Here is a 17,630-nt window from a genome sequence, read left to right on the forward strand (position 1 = left end):
ATTCAAAAGAAAAAAAGCCCTGCGGCGGCGGGTCGCGCCCCGCCCTCGGTCCGCACGGGCCGGTCGGCCTGCCGTCAATCCAGCTTGGCCCCGGTGTCCTTCACCGCCCGGCCCCAGCGCGCGAGGTCGTCCCGCACCAACGCCGCCAGCTGGGCCGAGTTGCCCTTGTAGGGCTCGCACCCCACGGCGGCGAGCCGCTCGGCCACGTCTTTCTGCTCCAGCGCCTTGGCCACCTCGGCCTGCAGCCGCGCGACCACGGCGGGCGGGGTGCCGGCCGGCGCGAAAAGCCCGTACCACGGTGTCTGGCCGAAACCCGCCAGCGTCTCGCCGATGGTGGGCACGTCCGGCAAGGCCGCCACGCGCCGCTTGTTCACCACGCCCAAAACCTTGAGCTTGCCGGCCTTGATGAAGGCGATGGAGGACGGCAGGCTCTGCACCGACAGCGGCACCTGCCCACCCACCACGTCCGTGGCCGCTGCGGCGGAGCCCTTGTAGGGCACGTGCTGCAGCGTGATGCCCGCGGTCTTTTGCAGCATCTCGCCGATCAGGTGGTTGAGCGTGCCGTTGCCCGCCGAGGCGATGGCGTACTGGCCCGGGTGGGCCTTGGCCAGCGCCACCAGCTCGGCCACGTTGGACGCTGGAAACGCCGGGTTCACCACCAGCACGTAGCCCGCCGTGGCCAGCGGCGCCACCGGCTCGAAATCCTTCACCGGATCGAACCCGGTGTGCTGGTAGAGCCAGGGGTTGATGACCTGCGCGCTGTCCGCCGTGAGCAGCAGGGTGTAGCCGTCCGGCCGGGCCTTGGCCGCCGCGGCCGTGCCCACATTGCCGCCCGCGCCGGGGCGGTTGTCCACCACCACCGGCTGGCCCAGCTGTTCCGACAGCTTTTGCGCCACCACCCGGGCGATCGCGTCGTTGGCGCCACCGGCCTGCTGCGGCACCACGAGGGTGATCGCGCGCTGGGGGTAGCCCGCCTGCGCCAGGGCCGTGCCCACCATGCCGCACAGCAGCGTGCCCAGCGCCGCGCGGCGCGAGAGTGAATGCGTGTCCATCCTTTTTGTCTCCTTGGTTTTTGATCGATGCATCGCGTCGCGCCGGCGCGTGGGCCTTCCCGCAGGAAAGCCGCTGCCGCCCGGCGTTCAGGCGGCTTCGCGTGCCCGTGCCCGGTCGCGGATCGCCTCGAAGCCGTCCGGCACCGGGTGCAGGTCCAGCCGCCGCCCCGCCTTCACGATCTGGCTGGGAATGTCGTGGCCGATCAGCCCGGGCAGCCGGGCCGCCGCGGCGATCAGCTGCGAAAGATCCACGCCCGTGTCGTAGCCCATCCATTGCAGCGCGTGCGCGATCTCCTCGCTGCACACGTTGCCCGACGCACCCGGCGCATAGGGGCAGCCACCCAGGCCGCCGAGCGACGCATCGAAACGGTCCGCCCCCGCATCGATGGCGGCGAGCACGTTCGCCAGCCCCATGCCGCGCGTGTTGTGAAAGTGCAGCGTGAAATCCACGCCCGGCCAGTGCGCCCGGGCGCCGGCGGTGAGCTGCGCCACCTGGGTCGGATACGCCATGCCGGTCGTGTCGCACAGGGTGATGCCGCGCACGCCCAGGTCGGCGAAGCGCTGCACCCAGCCGAACACCTGCGCCTGCGCCACATCGCCTTCCATGGGGCAGCCGAACACGCACGACAGTGACACGTTCACCGCCACACCCGCAGCCTGGGCGGTGGCCACCACCTGCGACAGCGCCGCGAACGACTGCGCGCGCGCCATGCGCAGGTTGGCGAGGTTGTGGGTCTCGCTGGCGGACATGACCAGGTTCAGCTCGTCGGTGTGCGCCTCGATGGCGCGCTCGGCGCCGCGCACGTTGGGCACCAGCGCGCTGTACACCGTGCCGGGGCGCCGCACGATCTCGCGCATCACGATCTCGGCATCGCGCAGCGCCGGTATCGCCGTGGGCGAGACGAACGCCGTCACCTCGATCTTCGACAGGCCCGCCGCCGACAGCGCATCGACCAGCGCGATCTTGTCTGCCGTGGGCACGAAGGCCTGCTCCATCTGCAGGCCGTCGCGCGTTCCCACTTCCTGCAGGTGGATGCGGCGGCCATTGCCGTTCCACACGCCGGCCCGGGCTTCGCGCGTTTCATCCGCCCCGTTCGACGGGTTGCGAGTCGCGGTCATTGGATCACCCCCTTGCTGCGCAGCAGCGCGATCTGTTGGGCGGTCAGGCCCGCCTCGGCCAGCACCGCATCGGTGTCGTCGCCCAGGTGCGGCGCACTGGAGCGGATCGTGCCCGGCGTGCCCGACAGCTTGGGCACGATGCCCGGCACCTCGACCACATAGCCGTCGCGCGTGGTCTGCGGCAGCAGCATGTCTCGGGCGCGGTAGTGCGGGTCTTCGGCGATGTCCTGCGCCGTGTACACCTTGCCGGCGGGCACGCGGGCGGCGCCCAGGCCCTCCAGCACTGCCTGCACGGTGCGCCCGGCCGTCCATTCGCCGATGGCCGCGTCGATCTCCGCCACCCGGGCCACCCGCCCTGCATTGCTGCCCAGGTCGGGCGCCGCCGCCAGATCGGGCCGACCGATGGCGTCCATCAGCCGCTTGAAGATGCTGTCGCCATTGCCTGCCACCAGCACCCAGCCATCGGTGCACGGATACGCGTTGGACGGCGCGATGCCGGGCAGCGCGCTGCCCGCCGCGTCGCGCACGGCACCGAAGGCGCTGTACTCGGGAATGAGGCTCTCCATCACGTTGAATACGGCTTCGTGCAGCGCCACGTCGATCACCTGGCCTTTGCCGCCGTTCACCTTGCGGTGGTAGAGCGCCGTCAGCACGCCCACGGCGCCGTGCAGCGCCGCCAGCGTGTCGCCGATGGAGACGCCCACGCGCACCGGCACGCGGCCGGGCTCGCCCGTCAGGTGGCGCAGGCCGCCCATGGCCTCGCCGATCATTCCGAAGCCCGGCAGGTCGCGGTAGGGGCCGGTCTGCCCATAGCCCGAGATGCGCAGGATCACCAGCCCGGGGTTGAGCGCATGCAGCGCCTCGGGCGACATGCCCCAGTCCTCCAGCGTGCCGGGGCGAAAGTTCTCGATCAGCACATCGGCCTCGGCGATGAGCCGGCGTGCGATGTCCTGCCCTTCCGGCTGGCGCAGGTCCAGCGCCAGCGAACGCTTATTGCGCGACTGCACCTGCCACCACACCGAGGTGCCTTCCTTGATCAGCCGCCAGTTGCGCAGCGGATCGCCCGCGCCGGGCGCCTCGATCTTCACCACATCGGCCCCGAACTCGCCCAGCGTCTTGCCGCAAAACGGCCCGGCGATCAACTGGCCCATCTCGATCACCCGCACCCCGGCCAGGGCGGCGGGGGCTGCTGTCGTATCCGTCGTCGTCATTCCTGTCGCGTCCCTTCGTTCGAATGGCGCGGATCATGCCGTGGCCCCCGCCCACCGCAAAACCCCGATGCGCGACGCCGCCATCGCAAACCGGCATGGCCGGCTGCCCGGCGGCAGTACCATCGGCGCCCATGAAGCTCGACCCGGTTTCCCTGCGCCTGTTCGTGGCGGTGATGGAAGAAAACGCCATCGCCCGCGCCGCGGCGCGCGAGCACATCGCCCCGTCAGCCGCCAGCCGGCGCCTGGCCGAGTTGGAGGGCACCCTGCAGGTGGAGCTTTTCAGCCGCAGCAACCGGGGTACCGAGCCCACCGACGCGGCCTATGCGCTGCTGAACATGGCGCGCGGCGTGCTCAACGAACTCGATGGCATCGCCCTGCAGATGCGCGACTTTCGCGCCGGGGTGCGGGGCCACGTGCGCGTGGTGGCCAACATCTCGGCCATCACCCAGTTCCTGCCGGCCGAGCTGCCGGCCTTCATGGCCGCGCACCCGCAGGTCCAGGTGCGGCTGCAGGAGCAGATCAGCAGCGCCATCGCCCATTCGGTGGCCGAGAACGCGGCGGACGTGGGCATCCTCAACCACGGCAGCTACGGAGAGCGCGTCGCCCTGCTGCCCTACCGCACCGACGAACTGGTGCTGATCGCCCCCGCCGGCCATCCGCTGGCCCGGCGGCGCTCGGTGCGGCTGGCCGATGCGTTGCCGTTCGACTTCGTGGGCGTGCACCCGGGCAGCGCCATCAACAACCAGCTCACCCGCGCGGCGGCCGAAGCGGGCCTGCCGCTCAAGCTGCGCATCCAGGTGACCAGCTACGACGCGCTGTGCCTCATGGTGTCCGCGGGCCTGGGCGTGGGCGTGCTGCCCCGCGGCAGCGCCCAGTTGTACCGCGCCACCCTGGCCCTGCGGCCCATCACCCTGGCCGAGCCGTGGGCGCACCGGCAGCTGTCGCTGTGCGTGCGGTCCGGGGAGCCGCTCTCGCGCGTGGCGCAACTGCTGGTGGAGCATCTTCGGGCACCGGCCGGGGGTGGCGCATGAGCCCTGCGCACCCCATGGCCTCCCCCCTGCGCTGGGACCTGTTCTGCCAGGTCATCGACAACTACGGCGACATCGGCGTGTGCTGGCGCCTCGCCGCCGACCTGGCCGGGCGGGGCCACGCCGTGCGCCTGTGGACGGACGACGCCACCGCGCTGGGCTGGATGGCCCCTGCCGGCGCACCGGGCGTACAGGTCCTGCCCTGGCCTGCGCAGGCCCCGCCCGACGGCGCGGGCGATGTGGTCATCGAGGCGTTCGGTTGCGAGATTGCTCCTGATTTCATAGCATCCATGGCAAATTCCACTAGGGCATCGGGCCAAAAACGCCTTTGGATCAACCTGGAGTACCTCAGCGCCGAAAGCTATGTGGAGCGCAGCCACCGCCTGCCCTCCCTGCTGATGTCGGGCCCCGGCGCGGGCTGCACGCGCTGGTTCTTCTACCCCGGGTTCACCCGCCGCACGGGCGGGCTGTTGCGCGAACCGGGGTTGATGGACCGCCAGGCCGCCTTCGACCGCGCCGGCTGGCGTGCCCGCCATGGCGTGGCGGCCGGGGCCTTCGCCGTTTCGCTGTTTTGCTACGAGCCACCCGCCTTGCCTTCGCTGCTCGACCGGTTGCGGCAGCATGCCGGCGCCCATTTGCTCGTCACCCCCGGCCGCGCAATGGCAGCCGTCCAGGCGCTGGACAATCAGGACCGAATTGGCCTCCAGCGCAATCAAGACGCCGGCAGTCCGCTATCGATTTCATACCTCGCGCCCTGCCCCCAGCCGGCGTTCGACGAGATGCTGTGGGCCTGCGATTTCAACTGCGTGCGCGGCGAGGACTCGCTGGTGCGCGCCCTGTGGGCCGGCCAGCCCTTCGTGTGGCACATCTACCCCCAGGACGACCAGGCCCACCATGCCAAGCTGCACGCGTTCCTCGACTGGCTCCAGGCGCCGCCTTCGCTGCGGCGGTTCCACGCGCTGTGGAACGGACTCGAACAGGACGGCCCCCTGCCCGCCCTGGACGCCGCCACGCTGCAGGAATGGCGCGCGACCGTGCAGGCAGCCCGCGCACGGCTGCTCGCGCAGGACGATCTGTTGACCCAACTGCTGGGGTTCGTTGCCGAAAAAAGCTAAAATCCATGGTTTTGCGCCAACCCAAGGCGGCACTTTCTGACGAAGTGACCGGCCGGCGCATCCCGCCGCGGAACATGCGCTGGCGCTCGGACCTTGCGCTGCACCCCTCAGGCAGCGCCCGCAGCGCCCCGGCGCGTAGAGCGGCTTCAACCCCAGCCCAGCAATCTGCTATGAAAATCGCTCAAGAAATCCGCGCCGGCAATGTGATCATGCACGGCAAGGACCCGATGGTCGTCCTGAAGACCGAATACGCACGCGGCGGCCGCGGCGCCGCCACGGTCCGCATGAAGCTCAAGAGCCTGATCGGCAACTTCGGTACCGAAAACGTGTTCAAGGCCGACGACAAGATCGACAACGTCATCCTGGACAAGAAGGAGTGCACCTACTCCTACTTTGCCGACCCGATGTACGTCTGCATGGACACCGAATTCAACCAGTACGAAGTCGAAGCCGAGAACATGGGCGACGCACTGAACTACCTGGAAGACGGCATGACCGTCGAAGTGGTGTTCTACGACGGCAAGGCCATCTCGGTCGAACTGCCCACCAGCGTGGAACGCGAAGTCACCTGGACGGAACCCGCCGTCAAGGGCGACACGTCCGGCAAGGTGCTCAAGCCCGCCAAGATCGCCACCGGCTTCGAAGTGCCCGTGCCCCTGTTCGTGAGCCAGGGCGACAAGATCGAAATCGACACCCGCACGGGCGAGTACCGCAAGCGCGTCTGATCGATCCGGATCGAGTTTCGATCCCCAAAGGGCACCCGCTTCGGCCGGTGCCCTTTTTCATTTCCGCTGGGCCAGTCCATGTCATGTGTGCTCGATCAGCATGACCGCCGTCGTCTGAGGCTCCAGCGCTTCGAACACATGCGTTTCATCCGCCGAGTAGCTGGCATAGTCCCCCGGGCCGAGTTCCACCAGATGGCCGACCGGCCCCAGCCGGGCGCGTCCGCTGCACAGGACGACGTGCTCCACCGTGCCCGGCAAATGGCGCTCGGAAGTCCTGGGTGCGCCGGGCTGGACCGACAGGCGGTAGAGATCGCGCTGCACGCCGGCAGGGCACACCGCCAGCAAGGTCGCCGCGTAGTTCGCCTGCTCCGAAGCCAGCGCCACCCCCTCATGGGCCCGGATGACCTGCACATGGGTTCTGGGCTGGGCGATCAATTGCGTCACCTGCACATCCAGCGCCGTGGCGAGCGCCCAGAGCGTTTCCAGGCTCGGATTGCCGACGCCCGCCTCCAGCTGGGAGAGCGTCGATTTGGCGATGGCCGCCCGTTTGGCGAGTTCCGACACGGACAGGCCGAGGCGCTCGCGCTCGCGGCGCACGGCCGCGGCCAACAGGCGGATGGGTGAAGGACTGGTGGTCAAGGGATGGTCATCCTATCTCATCAAAAAAGAACAATCGTTCGACTTGACGAACGAATGAAGCAGGTTCATCATACCGCTCGTTCGTTCTTTTTAAAGAACGAACCGCTTCCTTCCGATCCCTTGCCCAGGCGACTGGGCAATCCACACAGGCAACGATCCATGCATCCGAAAACGGCAGGGACGCTGGAGATGACCACCGCCATGGTCATCGCCGGCACGGTGGGCTGGCTGGTGCTGCAGACCGGAATGCTTGCCGGCGCAGTGGTCTTCTGGCGCTGCGCGTTCGGTGCCGTGGCGCTGCTGATGCTCTGTCTCCGTCCGGGCCAGCCGGAGCGATGGAACATCGGCCGCAGGCAAGCCGGCATGGCCTCACTCGGCGGCATCGCCCTGGCGGCCAGCTGGGGCCTGCTGTTTGCCGCCTACTCGCACGCATCCATCGCGATTGCCACGGTGACCTACCACACCCAGCCCTTCATGCTCGTGGCGCTGGGGGCGCTGTTCTTCGGAGAAAAGCTGACCGCGTCGCAGGCAGGATGGCTGGGCATCGCGTTCGGCGGCCTCGTGCTCATCGTCGTGGGCGGTGGACAGTGGGGCGCGCTGCCCTCCGGCTACCTGGAAGGCGTCGGACTGGCACTGGCCGCCGCGTTCTTCTACGCCATGGCGGCCGCAATCACCAAAAGGCTGAGCGGCGTGCCGCCCCGGCTGATCGTCCTGATCCAGCTGATCGTCGGCACCCTGCTTTTGCTGCCGTTCGCCCAGGCCCCGACGGGCGGATCGACGCTACCCACCTGGGGTTTGCTGCTGGCGATCGGATTCATTCACACGGGCCTGATGTCCACGCTCCTGTACAGCGCCATACAGAAGTTATCGACGTCGATGGTGGGCGTTCTGTCGTTCATCTATCCCATCGTGGCCATCGGGGTGGACGCGTGGGCCTTCGGCCATCGGCTGAGCCCGATGCAGGTCGGTGGCGCCGTCGCCATCCTCATGGCCGTGGCAGGGATGAACTTTGGATGGCGCATGGCCGCACGCCACCCAGCGCCGCGATAGCCACGCGCACGAAGCGTGCGCTGCCGCGCTTCAGCCCATTTCAGGAGGATTCACGCAATCTTCAGAGCGCTGCAAGGGGAGTCTTTCCAGAATGGAGCCACCGGAAGGCCGACAGGCGCGCACCCCTTGCCAGCATCCAGGCCCGCCATGGCACAGGGGCTTGGGGTGGGCAATTGCAAGGCCTTCTGGCAATGATTTCCTTACATAACATCCAGGGAGCCCGCATGCATTCGATCCGCTTTTTTTCGTCCACCACCCCCTTGGCGCTGTCCGCCATGGCCGCGCTGCTCATGGCCCCAGGCCTCAGCCGCACCGCCCACGCCGTGGAATGCCGCGCCATCGCGACCGTGCAGCACAGCGCCGTCTCGGCCAACAACAACGCCGATGGCGGCCACCTCAACCAGCACGTCTTCGGCGCGACGCCGCCCAAGGGCTCCAGCCAGAAGGACAAGACGCTGTTCTCCAGCGTGGGGGAATACAGCGGCTTCTGGAACAACTACCAGGACCCGAAAAAATACAAGGGCACGGCCGTCGACTGCTCCGGCACGCATGCACGGCAGAAGGTGACGGTCTACAGCGTGCTGAAAAAAGACCTGATCGGCGGCTTCAACTGCACCGCTGCCAACGCCAACGGCGAATGCACCACCAAGACGAAATCGCAGTTCTCCAACATCCAGCTCGACTTCGAAGTGGTCGGCGGCAAATGGATCCTGCTGACGGCCTATCCCACCAACTGAGCCGACCAATCAAGCAGGGGGCCGCAGCGGCAGCTTCTGGCGGAAGCGGCCTCTCTCAGCCGAACACCGCCGTCACCAGCCAGAGGTTCGCCAGCGAGATCACGGCGAACAGCCCCCAGGCCGCCAGCCGGAGGGTCCGTCCGGTGGCAAAGCGGCCCATCACCTCGGGGCTGCTGCTGAACCGGATCAGCGGCCACATCGCGAAGGGCAGCTGAAAGCTCAGCACCACCTGGCTGAGCACCAGCATCTTGCCCACACCCGCATCGCCCAGCCACCACACGCCCATGAAAGCCGGCACCAGCGCCAGCCCCCGCGTGATGAGGCGCCGCTGCCAGCAGGGAATCTTGAGATCCAGGAACCCTTCCATCACGATCTGTCCGGCGATGGTGCCCGTGAAGGTCGAGCTCTGGCCCGAGGCCAGCAGCGCGATGCCGAAGAGCGCGGCCGCGAGGGCGCTGCCCACCAGGGGTTCGATGAGGTGGTACGCGTCGGCGATGTCGGCCACGTCGCGGTGGCCGCTATGGTGGAAGGCACTGGCGGCCAGCACCATGATGGCCGCGTTCACCAGCAGCGCGAGCGACAGCGACACCACGGCATCCCAGGTGCAGAAACGAATGGCCTCGCGCCGCGCCGCATCGGTGTCGGCCACCAGCCGGGTCTGCACGATGGACGAGTGCAGGTACAGGTTGTGCGGCATGACCGTGGCGCCCACGATGCCGATGGCCAGGTACAGCGCCCCGGGCTGCTGCAGCCGCTCCAGGCTGGGCACGAAGCCCATTGCCACCTGCGACCAGATCGGCTGCGAGAACGCCAGCTCCACCGCAAAGCACGCGGCGATGGTGGCCACCAGCGCCAGCACGATGGCCTCCACCCGCCGGAACCCCGCGCCCTGCAAGCCCAGCACCAGCACGGTGTCGAAGGCGGTGATGGCGATGCCCACCGGAATCGACACGCCGAACAGCAGGTGCAGCGCCAGCGCGCTGCCCAGCACCTCGGCCAGGTCGCAGGCCACGATCGCCAGTTCCGCCCCCAGCCAGAGGCACCGGTTCACGGCGGGAGAATAGCGCTCGCGGCACAACTGGGCCAGGTCCCGGCGCGCCACCAGCCCCAGACGCACGCACAGGGTCTGCAGCAGCATGGCGGCGAGGCTTGCCAGCAGCACGACGAAGAGCAGCCCGTAGCCGAAGCGCGAGCCCGCCTCGATGTCCGTCGCCCAATTGCCGGGGTCCATGTAGCCCACCGAGACCAGCAGGCCCGGCCCTGCATAGCGCAGCAGCTTTTTGGAAAACGGGAGGCTGGGGCCCACCTGGACGCTGCCCTTGACTTCGGACGGGCAGAAAGGCGCGGTGGCGGTGCGCGGCAAGGGGAACATGGGCATGGGAGGTCGATGATACGTAGCCCGGCCCCGCAGCAGGCACGCAACGGCATGGCGCTGCGCCTATTGCGCAGATAGACGGCGTGGGGTTGCCACGGCGGCGCGCTCGGGCTATGCGGCGAGTGATCAATCGCCGCCATGGCATGGCGCGATGGGCGGTACCTGCCGTCAGGCCCGCGCCCGCCGCGGCGACCCGCCCGCGCGGGCCTCACGGCCCCTTCTTCCGGTCAGATCGGAAGTGCGACCAGATCGTGTCCCTGCGTGCCGACGATGCGGGCCCGGGTGAACTCGCCCACCTTCATCGTCTTGCTGATCTTCTCAGGCGGCAGCAGGTGCACCACGCCGTCGATCTCGGGCGCATCGGCATAGGTGCGGCCGGTGCCGCCCTTTCTGCCCAGCGCGGGGGCGGAGTCGACCAGCACCTGCATGGTGGCGCCCACGCGGCTGCGCAGCTTGGCGGCGGACACTTCCTCGGCCACGGCCATGAAGCGTGCGCGGCGCTCTTCGCGCAATTCCATCGGCAGCATGCCGGGCAGTTCATTGGCCACCGCGCCGTTCACGTCGCTGTAGGCGAAGCAACCTGCACGGTCGATCTGAGCCTCACGCACGAAGTCCAGGAGGTGCTGGAACTCTTCTTCGGTCTCGCCCGGAAAGCCGGCGATGAAGGTGCTGCGGATGACGATTTCGGGACAGGTCTCGCGCCAGCGCTGGATGCGCTCCAGATTGCGCTCGCCGCTGGCGGGGCGCTTCATGCGCTTGAGCACGTCCGGGTGGCTGTGCTGGAACGGCACGTCCAGGTACGGCAGCACCTTGCCCGTGGCCATGAGGGGGATGACCTCATCGACGCTCGGGTAGGGGTAAACGTAGTGCAGGCGCACCCAGGCGCCGTAGGGTTCGGCGATCTCGCCCAGGGTTTGCACCAGCTCCAGCATGCGGGTCTTGACGGGCTTGCCGTCCCAGAAACCCGTGCGGTACTTCACATCGACGCCGAACGCCGAGGTGTCCTGGCTGATGACCAGCAGTTCCTTCACGCCGCCTTCGAACAAAGCCTTGGCCTCGCTCAGCACATCGCCGATGGGACGCGAGACGAGGTCGCCGCGCATGGAAGGGATGATGCAGAAGGTGCAGCGGTGGTTGCAGCCCTCGCTGATCTTGAGGTATGCGTAGTGCTTGGGCGTGAGCTTGATGCCCGCCACGCCGAAGCTGCCCGGCACCAGGTCGATGAACGGGTCGTGCGGCTTGGGCAGGTTGAGGTGGACGGCATCCATCACCTCCTGCGTGGCATGGGGGCCGGTGACGGCCAGCACGCTGGGGTGCATTTGCCGCACCAGGTTCCCGCCACCGTCGCCGGACCGCGCACCCAGGCAGCCGGTGACGATGACCTTGCCGTTCTCGGCCAGCGCCTCGCCGATGGTGTCCAGGCTTTCCTTGACCGCATCGTCGATGAAGCCGCAGGTGTTGACGATGACGAGATCGGCACCTTCGAAAGTCTTGGAGGTCTGGTAGCCCTCGGCGCTCAGCTGCGTGAGGATCAGTTCGGAGTCGGTCAGGGCTTTGGGGCAGCCAAGACTGACGAAGCCTACCTTGGGGACCTTCATCGTCTCTGGCGTCGCGATTTCATCGTAAGTATCTGATTTCATTTGGGTTTCGCAGGACGGCCCGGCGGGCAAGATAACCGGACATTGTAAATGAGGCCAGGAATTGCCCTCAGCCGCGCTGCATCTCCACCCTTGAAATCATGGGTCGACTCGGCCATCTGCGCACCGGGCATGCGATTCTCCAAAGCCCCCGCTTCCCACCCCGGGCGCCCTGATCACGCGCTGGCGACACGCTTCACGGCAGGGGCAGGGAGTTTGTTGAGTGGCATGCCGGTGTGACCGGGGCTCAAAGTGCCTGGGGCAGGTAGACCGGGCGCGGCGCTGTCAGGCCCTGCCTCACCTGCTGGGTGAGCGCATCGGCCAATACCTCGTCGGCGCCGGCCTCCAGTCCGTCGAGCGCACGCTGCACGATCTCCTCGGCGCTGCTTTTAGGGACCTCGAAACCCTTGGTGAGGTCGGTGTCCACATACGCCATGTGCAGGCCCAGCACCTGGGTCTTCTGCCCGGCCAGCTCATGGCGTAGTGCGTTGGTCAACGACCACGCCGCCGACTTGCTGGCCGAATAAGCGGCCAGCTCGCCACCATTGACCCACGACGCCACCGACAGAACGTTGAGCAGTGCGCCACCGCCATTCGCCTGGAGTACGGGCGCAAACGCCTTGCTCACGTTCAGCACACCAAAAAAGTTCGTTTCAAAAATGCGGCGCGCCACCGCGTCGCTGTCCTGCGCCAGAAAGCCGCCCGGCTGGGCGATGCCCGCGTTGTTGATCACCAGGTTCACGTCGGCGGCCTGCTGGGCCGCAGCAGCGACCTCCTCGGGCTTGGTGACGTCGAGCCGCAGGGCCTGCACGCCGGGCAATGTGACGGTGGCGGCGTCGCGCGCGGCGGCGTAAACCTTGCGAGCACCGCGCGCAAGCAGTTCGCGCGCAAATGCCAGGCCGATGCCGCGGTTGGCGCCCGTGACGAGGACGACGGAGTTTTCAATGTGCATGGGGAGCTCCAAAGGGTTGGATTGAGATTTCAAATGACGATCGTCATATTTACGGACGTGCGATGTCGTTCCAATGGAACGGCTCATCGGACCTTGATGACCACCTTGCCCTTGGCTCGGCCGCTTTCGACGTAGGCCAGGGCATCGTTGGTGGATTCGAAGGGGAAGACCTGGTCGATCACGGGGCGGATGGCGCCCGATTCGATCAGCGGCGTGATCTGCCGCAACTGGCTTCCGCTGGCCTTCATGAACAGGAATGCGTAGGCGACATCGAGGCGCCGGGCTTGCCTGCGGGCGCCAGAGCTGAGGAGGCCCATCACCTGCTTCACCCACCATGGGGCTTGGATGTCTTCGGCGAAACGCGGGTCCGGTGGCCCCGAGATGGAAACGAGGGTTCCACCCGGCTTGAGCACGCCCAGGGACTTCGCCAAGGCCTTGCCATCCTGGCTGTTCAGCACCACGTCGTAACCACTCAGGTGGTCTTCAAAGGCTTCGTTCTTGTAGTCGATGACGACATCCGCGCCCAGGCGCTTCACCAGAGCGACGTTGCCGGTGCTGGTGGTGGTGGCAACCGTCGCGCCCAGGTACTTGGCCAATTGGATGGCAAACGTGCCCACGCCCCCGGAGCCTGCCTGGATGAAAACCTTCTGCCCCTTTTTGAGCTTTGCCTTGTCGACCAGCGCCTGCCAAGCCGTCAAGCCCACCAGGGGGATGGATGCAGCCTCTTCCATGGTGAGGTTCCTGGGCTTCATCGCCACCGAGTCCTCCTTCACGGCCACGAATTCGGCGAACGTGCCGATGCGCAAGTCATCGGGCCTGGCGTACACCTCGTCGCCCACCTTGAACTGGTGGACACGCGGTCCGACACGCACCACCACGCCGGCCACATCGTGGCCCAGGACGAAGGGGGTGCGATACGGCAGGATGAGCTTGAACTCGCCATTGCGGATCTTGGCATCCAGCAGGTTCACGGCGGTCGCATGAACCTGGATCAGCACCTCGTCGTCACGCAAGTCCGGCTCAGGCACATCGGCGGCGCGCAAGCGCTCGGTCTTTCCGTAGCGGTCCAGGACGAAAGCTTTCATGGGGTTTCCTTTTTTCATGCAGTGCAAATGACGAACCCGGCAGCATTGGCTGGCAGGCCTTTTGAAATGATGACCATCATATTTATGGGCAAAAAAAGCCCGGTGGGCTCACGCACCGGACGGGGCCAGGCTTTTCAACGCGGCGTTGCACAGCGATTCCGACAACGCCGCATCATCGACGGCACGGGCCAGCACCAACGTGCCCACCATGGTGGCCACGGTCACCAACGCGCGCTCGTGGGCCCCAGGCTGTCCCCAATCGGGCGACTGACGGGCCACCAGATCGATCATCTCCTTGATGCGGAGCGTGGCCGCGCGACGCACTTCGGGCGATTGGCGCGGCATCTCGGAGCCCAGGGCGGAAACCGGGCAGCCTGTCTCGATAGCCGCCAGATGCTCTTTGGACAGATAGACCTGCATCAGCGCTTGCAAGGACTGCTCTGGCGGCACGGCTGCGACGACGCGCGCAGCGGCAGCGTTGGCTTCGGCTCCGGCACGGTCTGCCGCTTCGGCCAGCATGGCTTCGCGGGACTCGAAATGGGCATAGAACGCACCGTGCGTCAAACCCGCCTCTTTCATAATGTCGGCCACGCCGGTGCCGTCATAGCCGCTGCGCCGGATGGCGCGCGCAGCGGCCTGCACGATGCGCTCGTGCGAGGCCTCTTTGGCAGCGGTCCGGGCATTGGTCTTCTCTTTTCGCATGACGGACATCATACATTTCTTTGCCGATTGTGCACTGGCAGGTGAAAAGCGGCCGGATGCACGCGCTCAGCAGGCCGTGCCGACAGGAGCGGAAGTTTCCCACTGTGCATAGAACTGAAGCAGGACTTCCACGGGATGCCGCAAGCGCCGTTCGTCCATCCGCTTGGCCTGGCTGCGGCAGGAATAGCCGGTGGCCAGGAACTCCGTCTGTCGCGCCGGCTCGGCGTTCAATATCGGCCCCCACGATTGGGAGTAGATGAGGCGCGAGGTCTGCACGTTCAGGCTTTCGTGTCCGTAGGTTCCCGACATGCCGCAGCAGCCACTGGCCCGCGGACTGAGCTTCAAACCGGCACGGGCGAAGACCTGGGGCCACAGCGCTGCGGCGGCAGGGGCGGTCGTTTTTTCGGTGCAGTGGTTCAGTAGCTGAAAGTCTTCCGAAGGAGATCCGGACTCCCGTACGGGCAGGGCTTGCAGCAGCCATTCCTGCGCAAGCAGCACGCCCGGCGGCTTTTGCAAAGACGGCAGCTTCGCGTATTCCTGGCGGTACACGAGCGTCATCGCAGGATCGAGGCCGACCAGCGGCACGCCATGCGATGCCAGAGCGCCAAGCATCTCCGCGTTTTTGGACGCCGTTCGATCGAAGGCCTGCAGAAAGCCCAGCACATGAAGCGGCTTGCCGTTGGGCATGAAAGGGGCCAGCCAGACCGTGTACCCCAGCCGAGACGCCAACTCGATGAACGCGGAAAACACGGGCGTCTCGAAATAGCGCGTGAATGCGTCCTGCACCAGGATCACGGACTGGGCGCGTTGCGCGTCCGTCAGCGCGGCCAGCAACGATGGCGTGGCCCCACGCACGCCCCAGCGGTTCAATATGGCCTGCAAGTCGAAGCGGCTCAACAACGGGCTGTCCACCATGCCTGCATGGCGCTCCAGCATCCGGCGCACCAGCGCATTGGACATGGCACTGTTGTAGAGCCGTGGAATGCGTGCCAGATAGGGAACGCTGAATTCGAGCGAGCCGATGAGGTAGTCCTTCAGCGGCCTCCCATACCGCGTGTGATACAGCGCCAGAAAGCGCGCACGGAAGTCCGGAACGTTGACCTTGACAGGGCATTGCCCCGCGCACGACTTGCACGCCAGGCAACCGGACATCGCCTCGTACACCTCGTGGGAAAAGTCGCTGGAGCGGTCCGCTCCGTTGACAGCGCGTTCGCGGCTGTTGCGCCAGCGCCTGGCCAATCCGGCCAGGAATGAGGGTTGCCGCGCAGCCACCGCCAGAACATCCACCCCCGCCTGGCCCTGCAAGCGCAGCCACTCGCGCAGCAGTGAGGCACGCCCTTTCGGGGAGTGCCTGCGTTCCCGCGTGGCCTTCCATGACGGGCACATCGCGTCGTCCGGATCGAAGTTGTAGCAAGCGCCATTGCCGTTGCAATGGACGGCGCTGGCATAGCTCTGCCACACCCGCTCGTCGATCTGTCGATCGGCGTCGGCACGCAACGGCACTTCATCGATGCGCAGCAGCCGGGCACTCTGGCCTGCGGGCGTGGCGATCTTTCCCGGATTGAGCTGATTGTGCGGATCGAATGCCGCCTTGAGCGCCTGCAGTGCGGCATACAGGGGACCGAAATACTTCGGCGCGTATTCGGAACGGACTCCCTTGCCGTGCTCGCCCCAGAGCACGCCACCGTATTTCAGGGTCAGCCCGGCGACCTCGTCGGAAATGGTGCGGATCAACGCCGCATGGGCGGGGTCCTTCAGATCCAGGGCAGGCCGGACGTGCAGCACACCCGCATCCACGTGGCCGAACATGCCATAGCTCAGCCCATGGCGGTCCAGCAATGCCCTGAACTCTTCGATGTAGTCGGCGAGCTTCTCTGGCGGCACGGCCGTGTCTTCGACGAAAGGCTGGGGCCGGGCCTCGCCCTGCACGTTGCCCAGCAAGCCGACGGCACGCTTGCGCATGGCATAGACCTTCTCGACGGCCACCCGGCCCGATGCGATGGTGTGCCCGATGCGGCTCACGGTGGGGTTGCGGGCGAGGTGCCCGGTGAAGGCCGCCACGCGAGTGCGCACCTCGTCCTCCGAGTCCCCGCAGAATTCGACCAGGTTGATGCCACGCGTCGGCGCCGGGTCGGCCTGGGCAGGGAAGTATTCCGCCACGTCCTGCCAGACGATGTCCTCCATCGCCAGCATCAAGACCCGCGAATCGACCGTCTCAATCGACAACGGGCGGTGCTCCATCAACACCCTTGCATCGCGCAGCGCGTCCATGAAGCTGGCGTAACGCACATTGACCAGCATGGAATGGCGGGGGATGGGCAGCAGGCCGATTTCCGCCTCGACGACGAAGCCCAGCGAGCCCTCCGCCCCACACAAAACGCTGTTGAGGTTGAAGCGACCGCCGGGCTCCTTCAGGTGCGCCAGGTCATAGCCGGTCAGGCAGCGATTGAGCTTGGGAAAGCGCGCCTCGATCAGCTCGGCATGCTCCGTGGCGATCCGGTGCGCGCAGCGCCAGACATCGCCCACCAGGCCGCTTTCCTTCAATCGCAAAGGCAGTTCCCCGGCATCGACCGACCGGCTGTCAAACCGCACGCCCCCCAGCAGGACCATGTCCAGCACCTGCACGTGGTCGCGGGTCTTGCCGTAAGTGCAACTGCCCTGGCCGCTGGCGTCGGTGTTGATCATGCCGCCGATCGTGGCGCGGTTGGAGGTGGACAGCTCGGGGGCAAAGAACAATCCATGCGCTTTCAGCGCCGCATTCAACTGGTCCTTGACGACGCCGGCCTGCACCCGGGCCACCCTGCGCACGGGATCGATCCACAGGATCTGGTTGAGATGCCGGGAAAGATCCACGGCGATGCCATCGGTCAGGGATTGCCCGTTGGTGCCCGTGCCGCCGCCCCGCGGAGAAACCACCACCTGCCGGTGCTCCGGCTTGGCGAGCAGCTTCGCGAGTGTTTTGACGTCCGCGGCATCCCGCGGGAAGACCACGGCCTGGGGCAGCCGCTGATAGATCGAGTTGTCTGTCGCCAGAACGGTGCGGTCCGCGTATTGCGATGTGATTTCGCCCCGGAAACCCTCGGTGGCCAAAGCCTGAAGAAAGCGCGGGTAGTCGCCGTCCAGCGGCGCCGGGGCGGGAATGATTGCAATCAATTTCAGGTCCTGCAATGACGAAAAGAAGCGCCCTGCCCCGCGTGGCCCGT

15 protein-coding genes are annotated in these 17,630 nt (G+C 66.9%); 5 read left to right on the forward strand and 10 right to left on the reverse strand.

The window, feature by feature from the left end:
- Positions 1-74: 74 nt before the first annotated feature.
- From AVAK2825_RS11870 to AVAK2825_RS11880, 3 genes are all read right to left on the reverse strand, one after another.
- Complete coding sequence (locus tag AVAK2825_RS11870; RefSeq protein WP_502870530.1) at positions 75-1,052, reverse strand: Bug family tripartite tricarboxylate transporter substrate binding protein; 978 nt, start codon at positions 1,050-1,052, stop codon at positions 75-77.
- 87 nt (positions 1,053-1,139) lie between these two features.
- Complete coding sequence (locus tag AVAK2825_RS11875; RefSeq protein ID WP_284398552.1) at positions 1,140-2,171, reverse strand: hydroxymethylglutaryl-CoA lyase; 1,032 nt, start codon at positions 2,169-2,171, stop codon at positions 1,140-1,142.
- Positions 2,168-3,382 (reverse strand): CaiB/BaiF CoA transferase family protein, encoded by a 1,215-nt coding sequence (locus tag AVAK2825_RS11880; protein WP_284398554.1) that lies wholly within the window; start codon positions 3,380-3,382, stop codon positions 2,168-2,170. Before AVAK2825_RS11880 ends, AVAK2825_RS11875 begins: the two co-directional genes overlap by 4 nt.
- A gap of 131 nt (positions 3,383-3,513) precedes the next feature.
- Here AVAK2825_RS11880 and AVAK2825_RS11885 point away from each other — a divergent pair, with 131 nt between their 5' ends.
- The 3 genes from AVAK2825_RS11885 (at position 3,514) to efp (ending at position 6,250) form a co-directional block, all read left to right on the forward strand.
- On the forward strand, positions 3,514-4,413 hold the full coding sequence (locus AVAK2825_RS11885) for a LysR family transcriptional regulator (protein ID WP_272568647.1): 900 nt from the start codon (positions 3,514-3,516) through the stop codon (positions 4,411-4,413).
- Positions 4,414-4,427: 14 nt separating this feature from the next.
- Positions 4,428-5,525, forward strand: a complete 1,098-nt coding sequence (gene earP / locus AVAK2825_RS11890) for an elongation factor P maturation arginine rhamnosyltransferase EarP (protein WP_284398559.1) — start codon at positions 4,428-4,430, stop codon at positions 5,523-5,525.
- Positions 5,526-5,695: 170 nt separating this feature from the next.
- Complete coding sequence (gene efp, locus AVAK2825_RS11895) at positions 5,696-6,250, forward strand: elongation factor P (protein ID WP_272552191.1); 555 nt, start codon at positions 5,696-5,698, stop codon at positions 6,248-6,250.
- 81 nt (positions 6,251-6,331) lie between these two features.
- On the opposite strand, the gene AVAK2825_RS11900 is transcribed toward efp, so the two are convergent.
- Complete coding sequence (locus AVAK2825_RS11900) at positions 6,332-6,889, reverse strand: helix-turn-helix domain-containing protein (RefSeq protein ID WP_284398565.1); 558 nt, start codon at positions 6,887-6,889, stop codon at positions 6,332-6,334.
- Between the two features lie 159 nt (positions 6,890-7,048).
- Here AVAK2825_RS11900 and AVAK2825_RS11905 point away from each other — a divergent pair, with 159 nt between their 5' ends.
- Both AVAK2825_RS11905 and AVAK2825_RS11910 read left to right on the forward strand, forming a co-directional pair.
- Positions 7,049-7,939: a DMT family transporter gene (locus AVAK2825_RS11905; RefSeq protein ID WP_284398570.1), complete on the forward strand. Its 891-nt coding sequence runs from the start codon at positions 7,049-7,051 to the stop codon at positions 7,937-7,939.
- A gap of 224 nt (positions 7,940-8,163) precedes the next feature.
- The gene (locus AVAK2825_RS11910; RefSeq protein WP_284398572.1) at positions 8,164-8,676 is read left to right on the forward strand and encodes a hypothetical protein; all 513 of its coding nucleotides are present in this window, start codon (positions 8,164-8,166) and stop codon (positions 8,674-8,676) included.
- A 55-nt stretch (positions 8,677-8,731) separates the two neighbouring features.
- On the opposite strand, the gene AVAK2825_RS11915 is transcribed toward AVAK2825_RS11910, so the two are convergent.
- The 6 genes from AVAK2825_RS11915 to ydiJ all read right to left on the reverse strand — a co-directional run bounded on the left by AVAK2825_RS11915 (position 8,732) and on the right by ydiJ (position 17,577).
- Complete coding sequence (locus AVAK2825_RS11915) at positions 8,732-10,048, reverse strand: Nramp family divalent metal transporter (RefSeq protein ID WP_284399024.1); 1,317 nt, start codon at positions 10,046-10,048, stop codon at positions 8,732-8,734.
- Between the two features lie 230 nt (positions 10,049-10,278).
- The gene (gene rimO / locus AVAK2825_RS11920; RefSeq protein ID WP_284398575.1) at positions 10,279-11,691 is read right to left on the reverse strand and encodes a 30S ribosomal protein S12 methylthiotransferase RimO; all 1,413 of its coding nucleotides are present in this window, start codon (positions 11,689-11,691) and stop codon (positions 10,279-10,281) included.
- Positions 11,692-11,935: 244 nt separating this feature from the next.
- Complete coding sequence (locus AVAK2825_RS11925; protein ID WP_284399027.1) at positions 11,936-12,640, reverse strand: SDR family oxidoreductase; 705 nt, start codon at positions 12,638-12,640, stop codon at positions 11,936-11,938.
- An 83-nt stretch (positions 12,641-12,723) separates the two neighbouring features.
- Positions 12,724-13,725 carry an NADP-dependent oxidoreductase gene (locus AVAK2825_RS11930; RefSeq protein ID WP_284398577.1) on the reverse strand — a complete coding sequence of 334 codons (1,002 nt, stop codon included), beginning with the start codon at positions 13,723-13,725 and terminating at the stop codon, positions 12,724-12,726.
- A 108-nt stretch (positions 13,726-13,833) separates the two neighbouring features.
- Positions 13,834-14,439, reverse strand: coding sequence for a TetR/AcrR family transcriptional regulator (locus tag AVAK2825_RS11935; RefSeq protein WP_284398580.1), 606 nt, complete (start codon positions 14,437-14,439; stop codon positions 13,834-13,836).
- Positions 14,440-14,493: 54 nt separating this feature from the next.
- Complete coding sequence (gene ydiJ, locus AVAK2825_RS11940; RefSeq protein ID WP_284399030.1) at positions 14,494-17,577, reverse strand: D-2-hydroxyglutarate dehydrogenase YdiJ; 3,084 nt, start codon at positions 17,575-17,577, stop codon at positions 14,494-14,496.
- Between the last annotated feature and the right edge of the window lie 53 nt (positions 17,578-17,630).

This window comes from Acidovorax sp. SUPP2825, from assembly GCF_030158995.1.
In the GTDB taxonomy this organism is placed as follows: domain Bacteria; phylum Pseudomonadota; class Gammaproteobacteria; order Burkholderiales; family Burkholderiaceae_C; genus Paracidovorax.